21 protein-coding genes are annotated in these 20,050 nt (G+C 52.2%); 5 read left to right on the top strand and 16 right to left on the bottom strand.

The genetic code is table 11. The features are described from left to right. Positions 1-21: 21 nt before the first annotated feature. The 3 genes from ilvA to ACP158_RS01590 form a co-directional block, all read right to left on the bottom strand. A complete protein-coding gene (gene ilvA, locus ACP158_RS01600; protein ID WP_424947253.1) occupies positions 22-1,596 on the bottom strand; it encodes a threonine ammonia-lyase, biosynthetic in 1,575 nt (524 codons plus the stop codon). Between the two features lie 197 nt (positions 1,597-1,793). After that, positions 1,794-2,255, bottom strand: coding sequence for a DNA polymerase III subunit chi (locus ACP158_RS01595; protein ID WP_424947252.1), 462 nt, complete (start codon positions 2,253-2,255; stop codon positions 1,794-1,796). A 313-nt stretch (positions 2,256-2,568) separates the two neighbouring features. After that, positions 2,569-4,071, bottom strand: coding sequence for a leucyl aminopeptidase (locus ACP158_RS01590; RefSeq protein ID WP_424947251.1), 1,503 nt, complete (start codon positions 4,069-4,071; stop codon positions 2,569-2,571). Between the two features lie 280 nt (positions 4,072-4,351). On the opposite strand from ACP158_RS01590, the gene lptF reads away from it, so the two are divergent. The 5 genes from lptF (at position 4,352) to ACP158_RS01565 (ending at position 9,278) form a co-directional block, all read left to right on the top strand. Beyond that, entirely contained in the window at positions 4,352-5,452 is a 1,101-nt protein-coding gene (gene lptF, locus ACP158_RS01585; protein ID WP_424947250.1) for an LPS export ABC transporter permease LptF, read from the top strand. Continuing rightward, positions 5,452-6,519 (top strand): LPS export ABC transporter permease LptG, encoded by a 1,068-nt coding sequence (gene lptG / locus ACP158_RS01580; protein WP_424948378.1) that lies wholly within the window; start codon positions 5,452-5,454, stop codon positions 6,517-6,519. Before lptF ends, lptG begins: the two co-directional genes overlap by 1 nt. A 115-nt stretch (positions 6,520-6,634) precedes the next feature. Further along, positions 6,635-7,204, top strand: coding sequence for an ORF6N domain-containing protein (locus ACP158_RS01575; RefSeq protein WP_424947249.1), 570 nt, complete (start codon positions 6,635-6,637; stop codon positions 7,202-7,204). A 69-nt stretch (positions 7,205-7,273) separates the two neighbouring features. Further along, positions 7,274-8,191 (top strand): NAD(P)-dependent oxidoreductase, encoded by a 918-nt coding sequence (locus ACP158_RS01570; protein WP_424947248.1) that lies wholly within the window; start codon positions 7,274-7,276, stop codon positions 8,189-8,191. Next, positions 8,172-9,278 carry a mechanosensitive ion channel family protein gene (locus tag ACP158_RS01565; RefSeq protein ID WP_424947247.1) on the top strand — a complete coding sequence of 369 codons (1,107 nt, stop codon included), beginning with the start codon at positions 8,172-8,174 and terminating at the stop codon, positions 9,276-9,278. Before ACP158_RS01570 ends, ACP158_RS01565 begins: the two co-directional genes overlap by 20 nt. Positions 9,279-9,357: 79 nt before the next feature. On the opposite strand, the gene ACP158_RS01560 is transcribed toward ACP158_RS01565, so the two are convergent. From ACP158_RS01560 to ACP158_RS01500, 13 genes are all read right to left on the bottom strand, one after another. Beyond that, the gene (locus ACP158_RS01560; protein ID WP_424947246.1) at positions 9,358-9,732 is read right to left on the bottom strand and encodes a hypothetical protein; all 375 of its coding nucleotides are present in this window, start codon (positions 9,730-9,732) and stop codon (positions 9,358-9,360) included. 154 nt (positions 9,733-9,886) lie between these two features. Next, complete coding sequence (locus ACP158_RS01555) at positions 9,887-10,177, bottom strand: hypothetical protein (RefSeq protein ID WP_424947245.1); 291 nt, start codon at positions 10,175-10,177, stop codon at positions 9,887-9,889. 1 nt (position 10,178) lies between these two features. Beyond that, entirely contained in the window at positions 10,179-10,466 is a 288-nt protein-coding gene (locus tag ACP158_RS01550; RefSeq protein WP_424947244.1) for a DUF7508 domain-containing protein, read from the bottom strand. A 612-nt stretch (positions 10,467-11,078) separates the two neighbouring features. Further along, the gene (locus ACP158_RS01545; protein WP_424947243.1) at positions 11,079-11,501 is read right to left on the bottom strand and encodes a F0F1 ATP synthase subunit epsilon; all 423 of its coding nucleotides are present in this window, start codon (positions 11,499-11,501) and stop codon (positions 11,079-11,081) included. 76 nt (positions 11,502-11,577) lie between these two features. Then, the gene (gene atpD / locus ACP158_RS01540) at positions 11,578-12,954 is read right to left on the bottom strand and encodes a F0F1 ATP synthase subunit beta (RefSeq protein ID WP_424947242.1); all 1,377 of its coding nucleotides are present in this window, start codon (positions 12,952-12,954) and stop codon (positions 11,578-11,580) included. Between the two features lie 27 nt (positions 12,955-12,981). Beyond that, positions 12,982-13,533: a hypothetical protein gene (locus tag ACP158_RS01535; protein WP_424947241.1), complete on the bottom strand. Its 552-nt coding sequence runs from the start codon at positions 13,531-13,533 to the stop codon at positions 12,982-12,984. Further along, positions 13,530-13,772 carry a hypothetical protein gene (locus ACP158_RS01530; RefSeq protein WP_424947240.1) on the bottom strand — a complete coding sequence of 81 codons (243 nt, stop codon included), beginning with the start codon at positions 13,770-13,772 and terminating at the stop codon, positions 13,530-13,532. The genes ACP158_RS01535 and ACP158_RS01530 overlap by 4 nt, the downstream gene beginning before the upstream one ends. Positions 13,773-13,786: 14 nt before the next feature. Next, positions 13,787-14,647, bottom strand: a complete 861-nt coding sequence (atpG, locus tag ACP158_RS01525; RefSeq protein ID WP_424947239.1) for a F0F1 ATP synthase subunit gamma — start codon at positions 14,645-14,647, stop codon at positions 13,787-13,789. A gap of 49 nt (positions 14,648-14,696) precedes the next feature. Beyond that, positions 14,697-14,927, bottom strand: a complete 231-nt coding sequence (locus ACP158_RS01520) for a hypothetical protein (RefSeq protein ID WP_424947238.1) — start codon at positions 14,925-14,927, stop codon at positions 14,697-14,699. A 5-nt stretch (positions 14,928-14,932) separates the two neighbouring features. After that, the gene (locus ACP158_RS01515; RefSeq protein WP_424947237.1) at positions 14,933-15,652 is read right to left on the bottom strand and encodes a hypothetical protein; all 720 of its coding nucleotides are present in this window, start codon (positions 15,650-15,652) and stop codon (positions 14,933-14,935) included. A gap of 199 nt (positions 15,653-15,851) precedes the next feature. After that, positions 15,852-16,625 (bottom strand): M48 family metalloprotease, encoded by a 774-nt coding sequence (locus ACP158_RS01510; RefSeq protein WP_424947236.1) that lies wholly within the window; start codon positions 16,623-16,625, stop codon positions 15,852-15,854. Positions 16,626-16,745: 120 nt separating this feature from the next. Further along, positions 16,746-18,293: a F0F1 ATP synthase subunit alpha gene (atpA, locus tag ACP158_RS01505; RefSeq protein WP_424947235.1), complete on the bottom strand. Its 1,548-nt coding sequence runs from the start codon at positions 18,291-18,293 to the stop codon at positions 16,746-16,748. A 42-nt stretch (positions 18,294-18,335) separates the two neighbouring features. Further along, on the bottom strand, positions 18,336-19,715 hold the full coding sequence (locus ACP158_RS01500; RefSeq protein WP_424947234.1) for a F0F1 ATP synthase subunit delta: 1,380 nt from the start codon (positions 19,713-19,715) through the stop codon (positions 18,336-18,338). Between the last annotated feature and the right edge of the window lie 335 nt (positions 19,716-20,050).

The raw sequence follows: 20,050 nt of genomic DNA, 5'->3' as shown, positions 1-20,050 counted from the left end.
TATCGCTTCTCTTGGTTATCGTCAGCGCAAAAATAAGGTGTACGCCGGATTATTCGTTTCTTCGCGGTAGGCGTAGCCCAGTTGCTTCAGGAAAATATTAAATTCCCTGCGGCTCTGGCTGGGCACTTGAATGCCGCATAGCACCCGCCCAAAATCCGAGCCGTGATTGCGGTAATGAAATAACGTGATGTTCCAGGTGGTGCCGATCTGATCCAAAAATTTGCCCAGTGCGCCGGGGCGTTCCGGAAACTCGAAACTGAATATGCGCTCATTGGTGATGTCAGGCACCCGCCCGCCAACCATATAGCGCGCATGTATTTTCGCCAATTCGTTGTCGGTTAAGTCCAGGCTGGGAATGCCTTTTGCCGCCAGTTTTTTTATCAATTCATCAATTTCATCACGGCGCTTGATCTGCACCCCGACAAAAATATGCGCTTCCGCATCGCTGGCGTATCGATAGTTGAATTCGGACACGTTACGCTGCCCTAAGGTGCGGTAAAATCGCCGAAAACTGCCGCGGTTCTCAGGGATGGTCACGGCGATAATCGCTTCGCGCATCTCCCCGATCTCGGCGCGCTCGGAAACATGCCGCAAGCGGTCAAAGTTCATGTTGGCGCCGGACGCAATGGCCACCAAATTCATCCTTTTGCGCTTGCGCTCTTTAACTTGGCCCTTGACCTTGTCTTGCCCTCGACCTGTCCTTTCATTGTCTTTCAACCAGCGCTTGATTCCCGCGATGCCCAGCGCGCCAGACGGCTCTACAATGGTGCGCGTGTCCTCGCAAATATCCTTGATCGCCGCGCAAAGTTCATCCGTGGTCACTCTGACAACTTCATCAACGAAATCACGACAAATTTTGAAATTCTCCTTACCGATTTGTCGGACCGCAACGCCATCGGCGAAAATACCCACCTTGTTTAGTTTGATTCGTTTGCCCGCTTGCAATGACTGATACAGCGCATCCGATTCAAACGGCTCAACCCCGATGACCTTAACCTGCGGCCGCAGTTGCTTGATGTAGACGGCAACACCGGATATCAAGCCGCCGCCGCCGACCGGCACAAATACCGCATCCAAATGCTCGGGGCTTTGCTTGATGATTTCAAGACCGACGGTTCCCTGACCGGCAATAATCAGGGGGTCGTCAAATGCGCTAATAAATTTTCGTCTCTGTTTTCTGCAAACGGTTTGCGCGTACTCAAAAGCCTCATCATAACTGTCTCCGATTAATTTCACTTTCGCGCCCCAGCGACGAACCGCTTCGATCTTGATTGAAGGCGTGGTAACCGGCATCACGATCAGGGCTTCGCAACCGAGCCGCTTTGCGCTCATGGCAACCCCCTGAGCATGATTCCCGGCCGATGCCGTAACCACGCCGCGCTTCAATTCGCCCGCAGTCAAACTGACCATTTTGTTATACGCGCCGCGAATCTTGTAGCAAAAAATCGGCTGGGTATCTTCGCGCTTCAGCCAGATATTGCTGCCCAGGCGATCGGACAATAACCGCGCCAACTCCAGCGGCGTCTCTTTCGCCGCCTCATAGACTCTGGAATTGAGAATCGCTTTAAGATAGTTGACCGGATAAGGATCAGGCATCGTTAATAAAATGAGTGCTGTCGTTGTTATGTTTGCAAGCGTGCCGGTTCATGCGTGGCGCTGGCTCGCAAGCCGAGGAAGTATAAACCAACGCCCGAAGAAATCCTGAAGAAATCCTTTTGGGAAATCTGTTTGAGAAACTGCCTTAGTTCAATTTAATCCAACCAGAGCATGCCGCGCATAAACAGGCTGTTATTTCATTGATGACCGCCTGATCGGCCTTGCGCAATTAAATGAGTATCAGGCTCAATGCCCTGTTGCCGATAATAACGGAATCGGTTTCGGCCCGCTTGTTTTTCTGCGGGGTCATCGGTTATTAAATCGGCAATCCGTTTGAACGGCGTATGCGGGTTGGGCGGGTCGGCAGTCAGGCTAATTAACAAATGCGCCGGTTCGCTAAGCGGGGCGGCGTTGCTAATTTGCACGGGGAAATTTTCCCAGTTTTCAGGGCGCTCGTTGACCACGGCATGCGGCACAAAACTGCCTTGGGAAAAAGTCCAGAGCAGCGTATCCAGATGCTGGCACTGTTCGCTATTTTCAGTTTGCATGAAAACTTTCAAACCCTGCTTAACCGCTTTCTGGGCGATGCGGCAGGCATACTTAAGCTTGCCGGTCTGGTCGACATTGCCCAGCAAGTAAAAATCAACTTGCGTGGTCATTATGGTGACTCCTCCGTCATTCCTGCGGAAGCCGGAGCAGGAAAAAATCGCCGGGAGCGATTTTTCGTGAGCGCAGCGAACCCGCAAGGGCGCGTATCATGGATGATACGTGCAAAAAATCGACGGGAGCGATTTTTCGCGAGCGCAGCGAACCCGCAAGGGCGCGTATCATGGATGATACGTGCAAAAAATCGACGGGAGCGATTTTTCGCGAGCGCAGCGAGTTCGCCAGAACGCGTATCAGGGACGATACGCGCAATCCAGTCAAACATGCGTGGCCATAGCCGCTCCACATACGGCGGCGGTCGCGTCATCACAGCTTAACGTAGTTCATGATGAACTCGACCAATAACGCCACCGGTCGGCCGGTCGCGCCTTTTGGGCTGCTGGATTTCCATGCGGTTCCGGCAACGTCCAGATGCGCCCATTTATAATTTTCGGTGAACTGTTTAAGAAAACACGCTGCGGTCACCGCACCGCCGCCGCGTCCGCCGATATTGGCAAGGTCGGCAAAGTCGCTGTTCAGTTGCTTAGTGTAGTCATCCCACAGCGGCAGTTGCCAGGCGCGATCTCCCGACGCTTCGCCGGCGGCCAGCAGTTGCTTGGCTAATTTGTCATTATTGCTGAACAACCCGCTCGCATGGTGGCCGAGCGCGATCACGCAAGCGCCGGTCAAGGTGGCAATATCGACCACCACTGCCGGCTTGAATCGTTCGGCGTAAGTAAGCGCATCGCATAGAATCAGCCTGCCTTCGGCATCGGTGTTCAGTATTTCTATGGTTTTCCCGGCCATGCTGGTTACGATATCCCCAGGCTTGTTGGCCGCGCCGTCCGGCAAGTTTTCGCTGCTCGGCACGATGCCGACCAGATTAATTGCGAGTTGCATTTCCGCAACGGCGCGCAGCGCGCCGAACACGCTGGCGCCGCCGCACATGTCGTATTTCATTTCATCCATGGCCGCGGCCGGCTTGATCGAAATTCCGCCGGCATCGAAAGTAAGCCCTTTGCCCACCAACACAACCGGATTTTCGCCGCGCTTTCCGCCCTTGTATTGCATCACAATCAACTTGGCCGGCTCGCGGCTGCCGCGCGATACCGATAGCAATGAACCCATTTTCTTGCGCTTCATCTCGGCTTCATTCAGTATCGTTGTTTTAATGGCATGGGTTTTTTGCAATTCTTTTGCTTGCCGGGCGAGGTAGCTGGGCGTGCAAATATTGCCGGGCAAATTGGCCATGGTCTTCGCGTAACTAACGCCGTTGGCGATGGCCTGGCCCTGTTTGATGCCCAATCGGGTATTCGCCAGTTGATTCCTCGCCGTCATCAAGGCTATTCTTTTCAGCGATCCGGGCTTTTTTCTTGCGCTTTTTGTTTGGTCGTAGCGATACAGGGATTGTTCAATGGCTTCCACAATATTGCGCGCCTGACGGGTGATCTTCGATGGCGCACGAAATACGTCAAGCAAGGCAAAGTCCGCGGCGCGAATATGACACTGGTTCAAACACTTTGCGGCGCAACCCACGGCACTGCGAAATGAAGCATCTGACAGGTCCTGTTTTTTCCCCAAACCCAGTAACAGTATTCTTTTGGCTTTGATGCCATCCGGGTTATAAAGCATCAATGTCGAACCGGCGTCGCCGCGCAGATCGCCGTGGGCAAGCAAACCGCTTATTTGTTTATTGGTCGCCTTATCCAGGATTTTGCCGGATTCTGTTAGTATTGGCTTGGCACCCTGGAATACACCGACCACCAGACAAGGCGACGCTTGTTTGACCCAATTAATTGCCGAATGAAATGATTTCGCTGAGAAATCCATGTTAATTCCCTCTGTTGATATATACGTTAAATGGGTTGCCGAATCGTGCGCATGCCCAAGCGACGAAATGCGCGACGAAATACGCAAGCAATTCTATTGCCCTGTTATAGTAGAACAAATCAATCGCAATGGGCTGTTTTAATCTGGCTTATTTTAGTCCGGCTCATTTTAATCTACTCATTTTAATCTACTCAGGCGCCCGCTTGCTTTAGTCAGCCTTCTAGTTCAGCAATGACCGTTCCCGAAACCTGCCATTGATCCTGCCCCGCCATTAATCCTGATGATAATCCATCGCGCCTTTATCCGTGAAGTGCTGCAAACCTGTGCGGCGGTGACGGCGATTCTTTTTTCCATTTTCCTGGCTGCCCGATTGGTCGGATTTTTAAGCCAGGCCGCGCACGGGGATATCGCCATCAACAGCGTGTTCTTGTTATTGATATTAAAAATGCTGGGCTATCTGGATATTATTGTCCCGTTGGTGATTTATATCTCAATCCTGCTGGTGATGGGGCGCTGGATTCGCGACAACGAGCTCACCGTTATCAGCGCCTGCGGGATCGGCATGAAACAATTCATCAGACCGATAATGATATTGTTTGCCATCGTTGGCGCAATGGTTGCCGCGTTTTCTTTATACATTTCCCCCTTGTCCGCGGAAGTTTTCCAATCCATCCAGCATGAGTATCGAAACCGTTCTGCGGCCAGCGGCATTGTCCCCGGGGTGTTCACTGAAATCCGTGGGCGCGCCGGGGTTTATTTTGTCGAAACTTATGACCGTGCAACAGATGTCTTCCAGGAGATTTTTGTTTACCGCGCCGGCGACAAAGAAAATAGCGCCACCGAAGATAGTGTTGTACTGGCGGCCAGCGGTTATAAAACCGTGGACCGCAAAACCGGCGACCACTTCCTGATATTGAAAAACGGATCCAAGTATCGCGGCCGCGCCGGCTCCCCGCAATATGCGGTGGTCAATTTTGAAACCTATGCGGTGCGGCTGAAACAACGAGCGGCCGCGGCGCCTTCCCTTCCGGTAAAAGCCAAGCCCACGCTAAAATTGCTCGGCGACCGCAATAAAGCCGCAATCGGCGAGCTGCATTGGCGCTTATCAAAAATCATAATGCTGCCCATACTGATGCTGTTCGCGTTGTCTTTTTCGTCGATCACTTACCGAAAAAACCGGTTTCCGGGCATGTCGACTGCGTTGCTGGTTTACTTCGCTTATTCCAATGCGCTGGGGTTGGTCGTGGCTTTGATTCGCCGAGGACTGGTGCATCCGCATTTTTCCTTGTGGATGGTTCATCTTGCGTTCGGTTGCCTGGCGGTTTATTTTTTTCGGCGGCGTTGCGATAATTTGAGATTGATTCAGGGGTTGCCGCAGTGATGCGCATTCTCGACCGCTATCTTGGGCGGATCATTCTGCAGTATACGTTGATCGCCATGCTGGTGTTAATCGGGCTGTTTACGTTTGTGAATTTCATCGACCAACTTGGCGACCTTGGTCAAGGCAACTACAATCTAAAGGAAGCGATAGCCTATGTGACGCTGATCATTCCGCGCACAATTTATGAGCTGTTTCCAATGGCCGCCCTGCTCGGAACCATTATCGGGCTATCCATGCTGGCCAACGATTCGGAGCTTATCGTGATGCGCTCAAGCGGCGTATCCATGGTTCAAATTACGGCCGCGGCATTGAAAATGGGCGGGGTGTTTGTCATCGCCGCCATTTTGATTGGAGAATTAATATCGCCCTATACCGAAACCAAAGCTCAGCGCGGCCGCGCCGAAGCCTTGCAGCAAGGCATCAAGCAACAAACTGATTTAGGCTTGTGGATGCGCGATGCCCAAACTGTCGTCAATATCAGAGAGGTATTGCCAGACTTGACATTGCTGGACATAAAAGTTTTCGATATTGGCGACAACCATCAATTGCGTTCTCTGCTGGCGGCGGATTACGGGGCTTTCAAGGGCGACCATTGGGCGCTTAGACATGTAAAACAAACCCGGGCAGACCCCGAAAAGGGGACTGAAATTATCAATACAGACACGGCCAAATGGGTTTCCCAGGTCACCCCTCAAATTCTATCGGTGTTTCTGGTCAAGCCCGATCAACTCTCCTTCATGCAACTCAGCCGCTATATCAATCATTTAAACGAAAACCAGCAACAAACCGCGCCGTATGAACTCGCATTTTGGAACAAAATCATGCTGCCCCTTTCCGCCGCGGTCATGGTGATGCTGGCGCTCCCATTCGTATTTGCCAGCCTGCGCTCGGGCACGCTCGGCCGCAGCTTATTCATCGGCATCATGCTTGGAATAGGATTTTATGTCGCCAACAAGGGCTTCGGCTATATCGTGCTGGTTTATGGCCTGCCGCCGTTGCTGGGCGCAACCGTTCCGGTAATCGTGTTTTTACTGCTGGCGCTGGTGATGATGCGCAAAGTTGAATAATGCGGGCGATTCTTTTGCGGGATGTGGTTTAATAGGGGGCATATTTATGGAGCATATTTATTTTATTCGCGGACAGGGACATGACAATTTTCAGAATGGCATTGAGCAAGGCTAAATGACAAGCACGCCCAAAAAACTGGCGCCGGCAATCCAGATTGAGCGCCGGATTCTCTTTATTCGCGGAGAGAAAGTGATACTGGACGCCGATCTTGCGGCCCTTTATGGAACGGAAACCCGGGTTCTGGTCCAGGCGGTGAAACGCAATATCGAGCGCTTTCCCACTGATTTTATGTTTCAACTCAGCCAGGAAGAGTTCGACCACTTGCGGTCACGGATTGTAACTTCAAGCGAAGACCCGGCGGTTTTGATATCACAATTTGTGATATCAAAACGGGGCGGACGGCGCTCTCCCCCATATGCCTTCACCGAGCAGGGCGTCGCCATGCTGTCAAGCGTATTACGAAGCAAGCGCGCGGTGCAAGTCAATGTTGAAATTATGCGCACTTTTGTACGCCTGAGACAAATGTTAGCCTCCAATAAAAAACTGGCGCAACAACTCAACGATCTAGAGCAGAAATATGACGCGCAATTCAAGATTGTGTTTGATGTCATCCACCAACTCATGGCGCCGACCGTCGCAAAAAAGCGGCCGATCGGCTTTATCTGGAATGACAAGAAAAATTAGCGCCCGCGTATATTAGATACAGAAACCAAACATAGAATCGATTTCCGCAACCCGGAGCCTTGACTTCCCATGACCCTGAATAATCACAAAATCTCATTTCTTGGCCTCGGCGTGATGGGCTATCCCATGGCTGGGCATCTGGCCGGCGCCGGGCATTCGGTTCGCGTCTATAACCGCACCGCGGCAAAAGCGGATAAGTGGGTTGCGCAGCACGGCGGCGCCCATGCCGTGGCCTCGGCGAGCACGCCGGCGGCGGCCGCCGAGGGCGCTGATTTTGTGTTTGCCTGCGTCGGCAACGATGATGATCTGCGCAGCGTCACGCTCGGCGCCGACGGCGCGTTCGCGGCCATGAAACAGGGCGCGGTGTTCATTGACCACACCACCGCCTCGGCCAATGTCGCTCGGGAACTCTACGATAAAGCCAAAAGCAATGGGTTCCATTTCCTTGATGCGCCGGTTTCCGGCGGCCAGGCAGGAGCTGAAAATGGCGTGTTGACGGTGATGATTGGCGGCGATCCGGAAATTTTTGAAAGGAGCAAGCCATTGGTCGGCTGCTACGCCAAGTCGGTAAAATTAATGGGCGGCTCGGGGACCGGGCAGCTGACCAAGATGGTCAACCAGATTTGTATCGCCGGACTGGTTCAGGGCTTGTCCGAAGGGGTGGCATTCGCCATCAATGCCGGGCTCGATCCAGCCTTGGTGTTCGAGGTGATCTCCAAAGGCGCGGCGCAGTCCTGGCAAATGGAAAACCGCCACGCCACCATGATCGACAATCATTTCGACTTCGGTTTCGCGGTGGACTGGATGCGCAAGGACCTGGGGCTTTGTTTTGACCAGGCCAAACGAAATGGCTCTGCGCTTCCGGTGACTAAAATCGTCGACGGTTACTACGCCGAAATACAGGCCGGCGGCGGCAACCGCTACGACACCTCCAGCCTGCTGACGCGGTTGTATCGAAAAGACTTAGATGGAAATTCTTCAAACTAAGGTTTTCTTCCTGCTGGAAACTTTTCAGGGGCGGCCTTACGTCCAGGCGGTCATTGTTTTTGCTCTGTCCATCGTTTTCGCCTATGCGCTCTCGGCGGTGGTTAAGCGACTGTGCGGCAAAATCGTCCGCTTCACCCGTTTTACCCTGGACAACGAAATCGCGTTGATCATCCGCGCTCCGGTTGTTTATTCGGTTTTAATGGTTGGATTCATCATTGCGCTGTCTATACTGAATCTCCCTGAAACCTTGCATGCGGTCACGGTTTCGATTTTGAAATCGGCAAATATTTTAATCTGGATGGTGTTTGCGATTCGTTTATCGAGGTTGCTGCTGCGCGCCTCTGCTGAAAATCAAACTCGAATCAAGATAATTCACCCGCAGTCTTTGCCGCTGTTCGAGAATCTTGCGGTGCTCCTGGTCATCGGCTTTTCCATCTATTTGGCTTTTCAAACCTGGGGCATCAACATGACCGCCTGGCTGGCCTCGGCCGGCGTGCTGGGAATCGCGATTGGCTTTGCCTCCAAAGACACCTTGTCGAATTTTATTGCCGGCATATTTATTCTCGCGGACGCGCCCTACAAAATCGGCGACTATGTTGTGCTTGACACCGGCGAACGAGGAGCAATAACCGATATCGGCATTCGCAGCACGCGCATGCTGACCCGCGATGATGTGGAACTGACCATCCCCAATGCAATCATGGGCAACACCAAGATCATCAATGAATCTGGCGGCCCGTATCAAAAATTCCGTATCCGAATCCCGGTCGGCGTGGCCTATGGGTCGGATATTGCACAAGCAAAAGCAATCTTGCTCGACGTCGCCAAAGACAACCCCCTGGTTTGCCCGTATCCGGAAGCCCGGGTTCGGCTGCGTCAACTGGGCGCTTCCGGCCTGGATTTAGAGCTGCTGTGCTGGGTCGAGCACCCGGCCCAGCGCGGCCTGGCCACCGATGAACTATTGACCGTCATCTACAACACCTTCAATCAGGCGGGCATCGAAATTCCGTTCCCGAAGCAGGATGTTTATATCAAGGAGGCGCCTGAGAGAGACCGCGCCGCGACCCAGCCCGGGCGGGAAGAATAAATTCCCGGTAGCGGCCGTCCTTAAAGAGCATGCCCGCAACCAACCGCCACTGTCGCGTTTGCTGCTTGATTTGCCTGCTTTACGGCTTATAACAACCGCGCATGATTATATTCACGGCCAGAACAACTAACACTATCGGCGCGATGACATCATAGTAACTCCAGCCAATGTATTGATAAAAAGATTCTTCGGCGGATGGAATGTTTGACCATACGGTGAATACGACAGTGACGGCAAAGCCGATGAACGCCACTGTTGAAAGCGCGGCGGTATGTTTTCTCATTGCCATTGCGGCTAAAAGAAAAGCAGCGATTGCGCTAATATCCACCGCGAACCAGTAAATAAAATCGGATTGAATATCCACGGCGGGATGGGTTGCAATTGTAAATGCCGCGATAAATGCCGCCGCCGCCACAAGCAGCAACGGCAAAAACATTTTTGCTTTATTGGACATGGTATTTGACCTGGGTTGGATATCTTGGTTGGTTGATGATACGGGTGCTGTATTGTGAAATTTGGGCTGTTTGCGGTGCTTGGTTCTTTGTGAATTAAACTTATCAAGCATAACTATTTTTTAGATGCTTGCGATTCCTTTTCAATTTTTTTTGTCATTGCTTTAAAAATGACCCTGTGCTTCTTAAAAAGTTTGTGTGTGTCCTTCTCGATTCCCGCATCATTCGTTTTCCTAGCAACGAATTAAACTCGTTTCCATTTTCCAACGCGGCCAATCCAAACGCAACCAATACCCCCTCAAACAGGGTGGCAAGCATTAAAAACGCTTCAAGATTTCTAGATTCCTTATTCTCTTTATCAAGATACAAGTGATGCTCTTCCGCCCGGTTATATAGCCTCCCGATTTCCTCAATGGAAATCCCCGTGGGCTGACCAGGTTTAGGCATACTATTTTTTCTTACTGCGCGGCAGTATGTGCCTATTAATTTCCTGGCGCTCCAGTTGTTCGGCCGCATCTTTGCTTGCGGTCGTGCGATATTGAAATTGTGTGCCGCGCATAAAACGCCCTCTGTGTTCGTAAATTCTATCGCCCAAACGTTCGCCTTTTGCTAGGCCGATATAGAGGATGTTCCCCTTATTGCTCTTGATTCGATAGACGCCGGGTTTGTCTGCGGGAACTTTTGCGATGTTTTCCCGAGTGATGGTTTGGGTGTTGCTGAATCGTTGTGTGGGCATGGCAGTATAAAAATAGTTAGTGTCTTTGCGCGCTCATTATAGCGATGTTTATTTTCTTGTCAAAGCAATGTCCAGGTTCACCACATATGAGGCAAAATCAGGTAGCCGGAAGTGAGGCTTCAGCCTCGCCAAGCCATTGCAGATTGCGGGACTGCGGTCATATGATTGGATACGCAGGCTTTATTTTTATCCTCTTATTCGTCTCATTTGTGTCTGAGCCCGGACAAGCAATGTAAGAATTTACTCCCCCTTTATATTTCCGCTAAAACTTGCCCGATTTTCCCATTCATAATCTCAATCAGGCGGCGGTTGGGTTCACGACTGAGGGGTGTTTTACCCTTTAATAATGAACCCATCGTCTCCCGCATATTCGGCTCCGAAACATTTCTCTAAAATCCTGCCAATCACCGCGAACCCGCATTTACCGTTACAACGATCCTCCTGATATTCATTGAATGAGATTTCGCCACAATATGCTCTGCACACACTGAATATTTGGACGCATTGGTCATCACACTCTCTGATTCTTTTTTCTTCTGCCGTTTCTTCGCCGCAGGAGACTAAAAGCGCCGCAAGAAGACCGGAATCAATAAAACAGAGGGCATCTTTTACCTACCCTTTCAACTTTCGCAGTTTCTCAATCGCGCGGACTTGAGCGGCGTAGGCCGCTAACTCGGCTTTCATGGCGGCGTAGTCGTCATCGTACGGCGCCGTGTCTTTGAGTTTTTCCTCGATCTTTTGCTGCGCTTCGCGCGCCGCCGCTTCGTCCAGATCATCGCCGCGAATGACGGTGTCGGACAACACCGTGACCAGATGCGGCTGCACCTCCAGCAACCCGCCGCTGATGAAGAAAAATTGCTGATCGCCATCCTCCATCTGCACCCGCACATCGCCGGGCTTCAAAGTGGTAATCAACGGCGCGTGCTTTGGCGCGATGCCGAGTTCGCCGGCCACCCCCGGCGCGAACACCATAACGCCCTCGCCGCTCCAGATCTCGGCCTCGGCGCTGACGATTTCAACTTGAATAGTGGACATGCTCGTTTCGTTGGCTTGGGTTTCGATAGTTTTGGCTTCGATGGTTTTGGTGTTGACGCGTCGCCATAAACTCGATTCAGCTCAGCGTCTTGGCTCTTTCAACCGCCTCGTCAATATCGCCGACCATGTAGAACGCCTGTTCAGGGAGATGATCATAATCGCCATTGGCGATACCCTGAAATCCTTTGATGGTGTCTTTCAAGGTGACATATTTACCCGGGGAGCCGGTAAAGGTCTCTGCTACGGTAAAGGGCTGCGACAGAAAACGCTGCATTCGACGGGCGCGGCCGACCGCCTGCTTGTCGTCCTCGGACAACTCGTCCATGCCCAAAATCGCGATGATGTCCTGCAACTCCTTGTAGCGCTGCAAAATGCCTTGCACCGCGCGCGCGGTGTCGTAATGCTCGTTGCCGACAATCAACGGGTCCAAAATCCGCGAGGTTGAATCCAGCGGATCGACCGCCGGATAGATGCCCAGCTCGGCGATCTGCCGAGACAGCACCAAGGTTGCGTCGAGGTGGGCGAAGGTGGTCGCCGGGGACGGGTCGGTTAAATCATCCGCGGGGACATAGACCGCCTGAAAAGACGTGATTGAGCCGGCTTTGGTCGAGGTGATGCGCTCTTGCAGGGCGCCCATCTCGTCGGCCAGGGTCGGCTGATAGCCGACCGCCGACGGCATCCGCCCAAGCAACGCGGACACTTCAGTTCCCGCCAAGGTGTAGCGATAAATGTTGTCGACGAACAGTAGCATGTCCTTGCCCTGATCACGAAAATGCTCGGCCATGGTCAAGCCGGTTAGCGCCACGCGCAATCGGTTTCCAGGGGGTTCATTCATTTGTCCATAAACCATAGCGACCTTATCAAGCACCCCGGCTTCGGTCATTTCGTGATAGAAATCGTTGCCTTCGCGGGTGCGCTCGCCGACCCCGGCGAACACCGACAAGCCGCTGTGCGCGGTGGCGATATTGTTGATTAACTCGAGCAACGCCACGGTCTTGCCCACGCCGGCGCCGCCGAACAATCCGATCTTGCCGCCTTTGGAGATCGGCATAATCAAATCGACCACCTTGATGCCGGTCTCCAGCAATTCAAGGCTGGCGGCTTGCTCTTCATAGGTCGGCGCCGGGCGGTGAATCGGCATTCGCTTGTCCGCCTTGACTTCGCCGGCCTCGTCCACCGGCTCGCCCAATACATCCATAATACGGCCCAAAGTGCCTTCTCCGACTGGCACCGAAATCGGCGCGCCGGTATTATCGACTTCAAGGCCGCGCTTCAGGCCGTCCGATGAGCCCATGGCGATACATCGCACCACGCCGTCGCCCATCTGCTGCTGCACCTCCAGGGTCAAGCCGCGGTCGGACACTTTGAGCGCGTCATAGATTTTGGGGATGGTTTCGCGGGGAAACTGAACGTCTACCACCGCGCCGATGATTTCTACTATGTTGCCTTGCATGTTGTTTTACCGGTTAGATGAGTTGATTTAAGCGGCCGCGAGCGCGCCATACCGGCGTTCGTCTTCACGCGCATCACGCGCAACCGAGGTGATTTCGCTAGCGTCCTGGGCGTGCGCCTTGCCGGCACGATAAGCGGCAACGAACACGCGCAACAACACTTCAAAACGAAACAATGGGGTATAAGCGAGGAACGCCCTCGCCAACAACCCCAGAAACTGATGGTGAAATTTTCGGATTTCGTCGTTGCCGGTCATGTCAATCGGCGGCGCTTGATTCCGCACATGCCGATATTCCTTGCTGAATTTGACCGCTTTTCGAAAATTGAACATCACTGTTTTGTGCCGATTGTAATGATGGATCATGGTGCTGACCGCATCCAACAATCGCAGAATGGACTCATATTCTTTCCTGGACAATGCGTTTGACTCATTCGGGGTATGTTCGCGCAGAAAGCGCATGATGTCACGGCGCAGTTGGCAAAGTGGAAACAACACGCGGTCATGCTTCGCCACCCGCCGCAACCAAATGCGGCAGTATGCGGCAAATAAAATAAACGTTAGGAATAACACAGTAGTCATTTTGTCTCCTGCTGATTTGAAGTTTGAGGCGGGATTTTCTCGGCGGCGCGCACAAACGACAAGAACATCTCGCGATATTCGCGGTTTTCTTCCGCCAACCGGTCGATTTCTTTTTGTCGATCGTCCAACTGCCGCTGATACATTTTATGCATATAAAAGAGAAATGCCAGCGCAAGCACCAACACCACCGATGCCACTGGCAGATCGACAAACAACTTTGTTATATCCCATTTCGGCATCTCGTGTCACCCAATTAAACCGCCGCCGCGCCGCCGACTATTTCCGACAACTCTTGCGTTATCGCCGCCTGCCGCGCCTTGTTATAGACCAGTTTCAAGTCATCGATCAAGCCGCCCGCGTTGTCGGTCGCGGCCTTCATTGCCACCATTCTGGCCGCTTGCTCACAGGCGAAATTTTCGGCCACCTCCTGATAAACCAGCGACTCGATATAACGCGCCATCAACACATCGATCACCTGTTTGGAATCCGGCTCGTAGATATAGTCCCAATAATGATCCAACTGTTTTTCATCGCTGGGCAAAATGGGTATAAGCTGCTCAACATTCGGGTTCTGGGTCATGGTGTTGACAAATTCGTTGCTGACCACAAACAAGCGATCAATGCCGCCTTCGAGATAACCATCGATCATTACCTTGACCGCGCCGACCAACTCTTCCAACTGCGGCGTATCGCCTAAGCCGACCGCTTCGCTGACCACCTCCGCATTGAAGCGTTTGAAAAATGCGCTGGCTTTTTTGCCGATGACTGCAACCTTGACCTTGACGCCCTGGTCATGCCATTGCGACATGGCGTTAACCGCCTTGCGAAAGACATTGATGTTGAGCCCACCGCATAGGCCGCGGTCGCTGGATACGATGATGTAGCCGACGGCTTTGGCTTCTCGCTCGATGGTATAGGGATGCTGGTATTCCGCATGGGCATGGGCGAGATGCGCGACCACGGTGCGCATTTTGCGCGCATATGGCTGCGCCGCTCGCATTTGCTCCTGCGCGCGCCGCATCTTGCTCGCCGCCACCATTTCCATGGCTTTGGTGATCTTGCGCGTGCTGCTGATGGAGTTAATCTGCGTGCGAATTTCTTTTGCGGATGGCATTGGTCGTTACCTTAAGTTTTTCGTTTGTGCGTTGTCGTGCGTACGTCGATTATTTTTTGTCAATCCGGCGAATGCAAAACGACACCGATGGTGGAATGCTCATATTCACCTCAATGCTACTCACGCGATACCTCGCTCCTTGCGCCTTCAATAGCACGTTGGTCTTTTCCATTTTTTCGCCGGCGATGATAATTGTTTTAGCAAGCAATTCATCACTGGCTTTGCCCGCCGACTCCTGAGCTTCGCCGGTTAGTTGCTTCGCTTTGTCTAAAATGCTCATGATGTTTATTTAGTGGTGTTGTTCAAGTGTTGCAGAAAATCATTGATTGGTTTTTTGCTTAACGGCTCGTTGCATAAAAACTCAAGCCACTTGGCACCAGTATCCTTGCCCCGCACCCACCACGATGGGTGCAAAACACCGACGACCGGCGGGTCTTGAGCAACAACACGCGGGATGTCGTGGCCAATCTTGTCTCGTTCTTGATCGTCAGCCCAAGGGAACCCTACATTCCATAGTTGGGTAGTCCATGCCAAAACCAGCTTCGGCTTAATAATTTCAATGGCTTTTTGCAACGCAACCCTCGAATGTTCGCTGTCGTTGCATGGCCCTGATGCTCCATTAACGAGTTTCTGACAGAAGTTCAGGAAAGCAACGGAAGACCAAAACCTTTTTCTGGTGTCTTCGTAGTTTTTGTCTGCCCCCTTCTCAATAAACATTTTTGCTACAGCCTCAAAAGGTTTATGGCGGTCATCTTCAAGGCATTCAGAGACCAGCACATGATTCGGGCGTGGGTCTTCGTCACAAAACTTACGCCATTCGTCTGACCAATCAGCCCCCTCCTTATAGTAGGCGCTCATGCCGACAATCAGAATTCCGGTTTTGCTATATTCCTTGCCGACCCAAGGATACCAACTCAACCCTTGCGCTTTTGCTTCCTCGAACTGCTCGTCGTATTTCTTGGTCATGTGACCTTCGGCGCGTTTCAATATGTCTTCATATGGCATTTTATTTTCCTCATTGATGTGTTAATTGGGTTTTTGTCAAAATGACGCAAAGCGCACCGCCACCATTTCCATGGCTTTGGTAATCTTGCGCGTACTGCTGATGGAATTAATCTGCGTACGGATTTCTTTTGCGCCGGGCATTTTTTTGAGACATCACATTGGCAATTAAATCAACGGCGGAGCACCTCGCCGCTTTTAGTTAGATGTATAAGCGGTGACCTTCAAACAATACATCTTCAAAATCGCTACTTGGATTTTGGCGGTGGAATGTAATCCCGTTGGTGTAAGCCACCAAGCGTTCACGGGGCGTGCCGTGATGGTCGGCGGAATTAAAGGCGCGATCGCCCATGCTGGTAATCACCGTCATTGCCCCAGCTGCCATATCAATATTGGCTTGATCATATTTGCCAAGGGACCGGTTATGCTTATCGCTGGAAGCTTCTTGATTCGCCACTACCCCGCCGGCAATGAAATCTGCCATCAGTTCCATCGGCTTGACCGCATAGGTTTCAATGCCGTATGCAAACTGCGCGATATGCGCCCATTCATGCGCCATCACCGCCAGCATCGCCGCGTAATTGACCAACACATCCAACGTTGGCCATTTCTCTAAATGATTAATCAGGTTGATGCCGAACAGCACCGAACCATTCTCACTGTAACCGCGCACCACATCTTCACGAAGCGCGAATGCATTATGCCCATACTGCTCTTGCATAAACGCAAACGACGGTTCCAATTCGGTGTGGATATTGAGCCAGTCGACATAGGCGTAAAACAATTTGTTGATTTGGCTGGGCGTAATTCGAGTTACCAACCTGCCCACTCCGCCGGCATCGGATGCACTTAATGCACAACCGCGCGAATGCGAATAGCCGAAAGCAGAACTGCATCCTATGCAGGTTGCACTGGTGGCGGCGAGATACAAGCCTGCCTGCTGCAAAAAGCGGCGGCGGTTGATCTCAGTATTCATAGCGGTTTCCTCTCAAGCGGTCGATAAAAAATATAAAGCAAATTTTACAACAAGTACTCATTGGGTCATTCGTTCTCTTGCATAGTAGATTCGGGTAAACCAAGTTACCTCTTTTCACCATCACCAACTTCCGTTCTTTTTGAAATCTTCAATCGCGGTTTTTAGTTTTGCCGTGACTTCGTCGTTGTATTCGGGGTTGGCGTTAATCTCGTCGATCAATTCGCCGTGGTTGGACTTGATGTAATCTTGCATGGCCGCTTCAAACTCCACCACTTTACCGACTTCAATGTCATCCAAAAATCCTTCGCCGACGGCGAACAGCGACAGCGCCATCTGCGCCACCGACATCGGCTGGTATTGCGGTTGCTTCATCACTTCCATGACGCGCTCGCCGCGCTCCAATTGTTTGCGCGTGGCTTCGTCCAAATCCGAGGCGAATTGCGAGAAGGCGGCGAGTTCGCGGTATTGCGCCAGTGCCAGGCGGATGCCGCCGCCGAGTTTCTTGATGATTGGCGTTTGCGCCGCGCCGCCGACGCGCGACACCGACAGGCCGGCGTGAATGGCTGGACGAATGCCGGCGTTGAATAAATCCGTCTCCAAAAAGATTTGGCCGTCGGTGATGGAGATCACATTGGTCGGCACGAACGCCGACACATCGCCGGCCTGGGTTTCGATGATCGGTAGCGCGGTCAGCGAGCCGGTCTTGCCCTTGACTTTTCCGCCGGTAATCTTTTCCACCTCTGCTTCATTGATGCGCGCGGCGCGTTCCAGCAATCGGGCGTGCAGGTAAAACACATCGCCGGGATAGGCTTCGCGTCCCGGCGGGCGGCGCAACAGCAGGGAAATCTGCCGATAGGCCCAGGCTTGCTTGGTCAGGTCGTCATAAATGATCAGCGCGTCTTCGCCCTTGTCGCGGAAATACTCGCCCATGGTGCAGCCGGCATATGGCGCGATGAACTGCTCGGCGGCGGAGTTGGATGCCGATGCCGCGACCACGATGGTGTGCGCCATGGCGTCATGCTCTTCGAGTTTGCGCACCACCGCGGCGATGCTGGAGGCTTTTTGCCCGATGGCGACATAGATGCATTTGATGCCGGCGCCCTTTTGGTTAATGATGGCGTCCACCGCCACTGCGGTCTTGCCGGTTTGCCGGTCGCCGATAATCAACTCGCGCTGGCCGCGTCCAATCGGCACCATGGAGTCGATCGACTTCAACCCGATTTGCACCGGTTGATCGACCGACTTACGCGTAATCACGCCGGGTGCTACTTTTTCAATAGGCGATACTTCCGCGTAATCAATCGCGCCCTTGCCGTCGATCGGTTGGCCGAGCGCGCTGACCACGCGCCCGAGCAAGCCTTCGCCGGTCGGCACTTCGAGGATTCGGCCGGTGCACTTGACGGTGTCGCCTTCGGACAAGTGTTTGTATTCGCCGAGGATGACCACGCCCACGGAATCCTGCTCGAGGTTCAACGCCAAGCCAAAGGTGTTGCCGGGGAACTCCAGCATTTCCCCCTGCATCGCTTCCGACAAACCGTGTACGCGGACGATGCCGTCGGTCAGCATGACGATGGTGCCGACCGTGCGCGCCGCCGCGTCTGATTCGAAATTTTTGATTCGTTTTTTAATCAGATCGCTAATTTCGGACGGATTCAACTGAATGGACATATCTTTTCCTCTGCTTTGTTCGCGTTTGGGTTCATGTTCGTGTCATGCCTCAAGGGCGCCGCCGAGTTGTTCCAGTTGCGCGCGCACCGAACCGTCAACCACCAGATCGCCGGCGCGAATCACGGCACCGCCGATTAACTTCTCATCCACTTCAAACGCAAGATTTACCCTGCGTCCGAGTTTGGATTGCAATGCCGTGATGAATTGTTGTTGCTGCGCGTCGTTGATCGGCACCGCGGTTGCCATGGTCGCGGACACGGTTTTTTCGGCGTCTGAGCGCAACGCGGTGAAGGCACGTGCGATGTTGTTCAACGCGCCGATGCGCCCGTTGTGCGCCAGCAACTTCACCAGATTGACGGCTTGTTCATTCAAATCTCCAACCAGGCGGTCGGCGGCCACTTCAAGGATAAGCGTTTGTAATTGCTCAGTGGAGACGTGGGGGTTGCCGATGATGCTTGCCATATTGACATCAGCGGCGATGACCGCCAGCAGATTCAGCCGCTCGCCCCAACCCGCTAAATCATTTTGCTGTTGCGCCAACTCAAACACCGCGCGGGCGTAAGGTCTGGCGATATGCTTTAACTCCACCGCTACTTCGTATTCGGGCTTGGTTATATAGTTGAGCGTCTCAACTTCTGCAACTTCAAGTTCACGCGCTTTATCCTCATCGGCGGCCTCCGATGGACTATCCGGTAATACGTCGTCCATCGGCGGATTAACTTTGTTCACCCATTGAGATCTCTTTGGTTTACGCTCACGTGTGGGTATAAATTCGGCTTTAGGCTCGGGGGTTGGACAATCCGGCCACGGAAATCCAGAGCTAGCATCAAAGCCAAAGTATTCCACATAATACTTATCATACAAATAGTCCAAATCCATTTTATAGTGGGAAATTGCCGTTGAATAATCGCTATATTGATTGCGTGAATAGTTTCTTGCTTGCGCCGCTAAAAAATCTGCCATCTTTTTCAAGCGCATAGCTGATTTCGGCTGATCAAATTCTTCCATGTATTCATCGCTATTAATGCGCGGCAGTTTGTTGCAAAACATATTATTCAAAATCTGTTCTCTTTCATCATCCGGTTTCCCGTTTTGGCCCACACGATAATTAAGGTACGAAAAAAGACCGACTCTAGGCATAGGAATATCATCCATTTCCCCCGGGCCGACGGGTGCAACAGTGGAAGGCCATTCAAACCAGTCGACGAGGGCCAGCCACTCACAGAAATCTTCCGATTTTTTCGCGTAATCGATATTTTTCCACTTCGCTTGCAGATTCAACCAGTAGCTACGGTGCCAATCTTTTTGCAAATCGCTGAGCGGTGGTTTCCATTCGCTAATTTTTCCGTCGCTGATGTCTGCAATATTTTTGCCAAACCATTTCTCCGGAAAACTTACGTCGATGTCGCCAACCGATCGCACAACGAGGGCAGATAGCGCATGAAGATTCTTCTCTAAACAATACCTTTCTATAAGATCAAAAAGCGACTCAACGTATCCCAAGTCAAGCCAACCATATTTCCACCCGAGACCGAGACCGGTACCAAAATTTCTGTCATTGATACGTGGGCCGTTTTCCGTTGATGCACGTTTTGCCAATGTGTGAAACATCTGGCAAACGATTGGATACCCTGGCTCATTTCTATTCATAGTTTTACCGCACTCGTCGAGAAACTGTTGTTCAAATCAAATAAGTGTCGAGCGTTAAATGCCAAATAAGCGGCAACCATACATAATGTTGTGCGTCATGTTGTGCG

The sequence above is a fragment of the Candidatus Spongiihabitans sp. genome, from assembly GCF_965247905.1.
GTDB lineage: Bacteria > Pseudomonadota > Gammaproteobacteria > Arenicellales > Poriferihabitantaceae > Spongiihabitans.
The sequence above is the reverse complement of the archived record's forward strand: the minus strand, read 5'-3'. Positions and strand labels throughout refer to the sequence as shown.

Excerpts from the sequence above, each read along its gene's own strand:
- ilvA (WP_424947253.1), bottom strand. The coding sequence starts at position 1,596 with ATGCCTGATCCTTATCCGGTCAACTATCTTAAAGCGATTCTCAATTCC.
- ACP158_RS01595 (WP_424947252.1), bottom strand. The coding sequence starts at position 2,255 with ATGACCACGCAAGTTGATTTTTACTTGCTGGGCAATGTCGACCAGACC.
- ACP158_RS01590 (WP_424947251.1), bottom strand. The coding sequence starts at position 4,071 with ATGGATTTCTCAGCGAAATCATTTCATTCGGCAATTAATTGGGTCAAA.
- lptF (WP_424947250.1), top strand. The coding sequence starts at position 4,352 with ATGATAATCCATCGCGCCTTTATCCGTGAAGTGCTGCAAACCTGTGCG.
- lptG (WP_424948378.1), top strand. The coding sequence starts at position 5,452 with ATGCGCATTCTCGACCGCTATCTTGGGCGGATCATTCTGCAGTATACG.
- ACP158_RS01575 (WP_424947249.1), top strand. The coding sequence starts at position 6,635 with ATGACAAGCACGCCCAAAAAACTGGCGCCGGCAATCCAGATTGAGCGC.
- ACP158_RS01570 (WP_424947248.1), top strand. The coding sequence starts at position 7,274 with ATGACCCTGAATAATCACAAAATCTCATTTCTTGGCCTCGGCGTGATG.
- ACP158_RS01565 (WP_424947247.1), top strand. The coding sequence starts at position 8,172 with ATGGAAATTCTTCAAACTAAGGTTTTCTTCCTGCTGGAAACTTTTCAG.
- ACP158_RS01560 (WP_424947246.1), bottom strand. The coding sequence starts at position 9,732 with ATGTCCAATAAAGCAAAAATGTTTTTGCCGTTGCTGCTTGTGGCGGCG.
- ACP158_RS01555 (WP_424947245.1), bottom strand. The coding sequence starts at position 10,177 with ATGCCTAAACCTGGTCAGCCCACGGGGATTTCCATTGAGGAAATCGGG.
- ACP158_RS01550 (WP_424947244.1), bottom strand. The coding sequence starts at position 10,466 with ATGCCCACACAACGATTCAGCAACACCCAAACCATCACTCGGGAAAAC.
- ACP158_RS01545 (WP_424947243.1), bottom strand. The coding sequence starts at position 11,501 with ATGTCCACTATTCAAGTTGAAATCGTCAGCGCCGAGGCCGAGATCTGG.
- atpD (WP_424947242.1), bottom strand. The coding sequence starts at position 12,954 with ATGCAAGGCAACATAGTAGAAATCATCGGCGCGGTGGTAGACGTTCAG.
- ACP158_RS01535 (WP_424947241.1), bottom strand. The coding sequence starts at position 13,533 with ATGACTACTGTGTTATTCCTAACGTTTATTTTATTTGCCGCATACTGC.
- ACP158_RS01530 (WP_424947240.1), bottom strand. The coding sequence starts at position 13,772 with ATGCCGAAATGGGATATAACAAAGTTGTTTGTCGATCTGCCAGTGGCA.
- atpG (WP_424947239.1), bottom strand. The coding sequence starts at position 14,647 with ATGCCATCCGCAAAAGAAATTCGCACGCAGATTAACTCCATCAGCAGC.
- ACP158_RS01520 (WP_424947238.1), bottom strand. The coding sequence starts at position 14,927 with ATGAGCATTTTAGACAAAGCGAAGCAACTAACCGGCGAAGCTCAGGAG.
- ACP158_RS01515 (WP_424947237.1), bottom strand. The coding sequence starts at position 15,652 with ATGCCATATGAAGACATATTGAAACGCGCCGAAGGTCACATGACCAAG.
- ACP158_RS01510 (WP_424947236.1), bottom strand. The coding sequence starts at position 16,625 with ATGAATACTGAGATCAACCGCCGCCGCTTTTTGCAGCAGGCAGGCTTG.
- atpA (WP_424947235.1), bottom strand. The coding sequence starts at position 18,293 with ATGTCCATTCAGTTGAATCCGTCCGAAATTAGCGATCTGATTAAAAAA.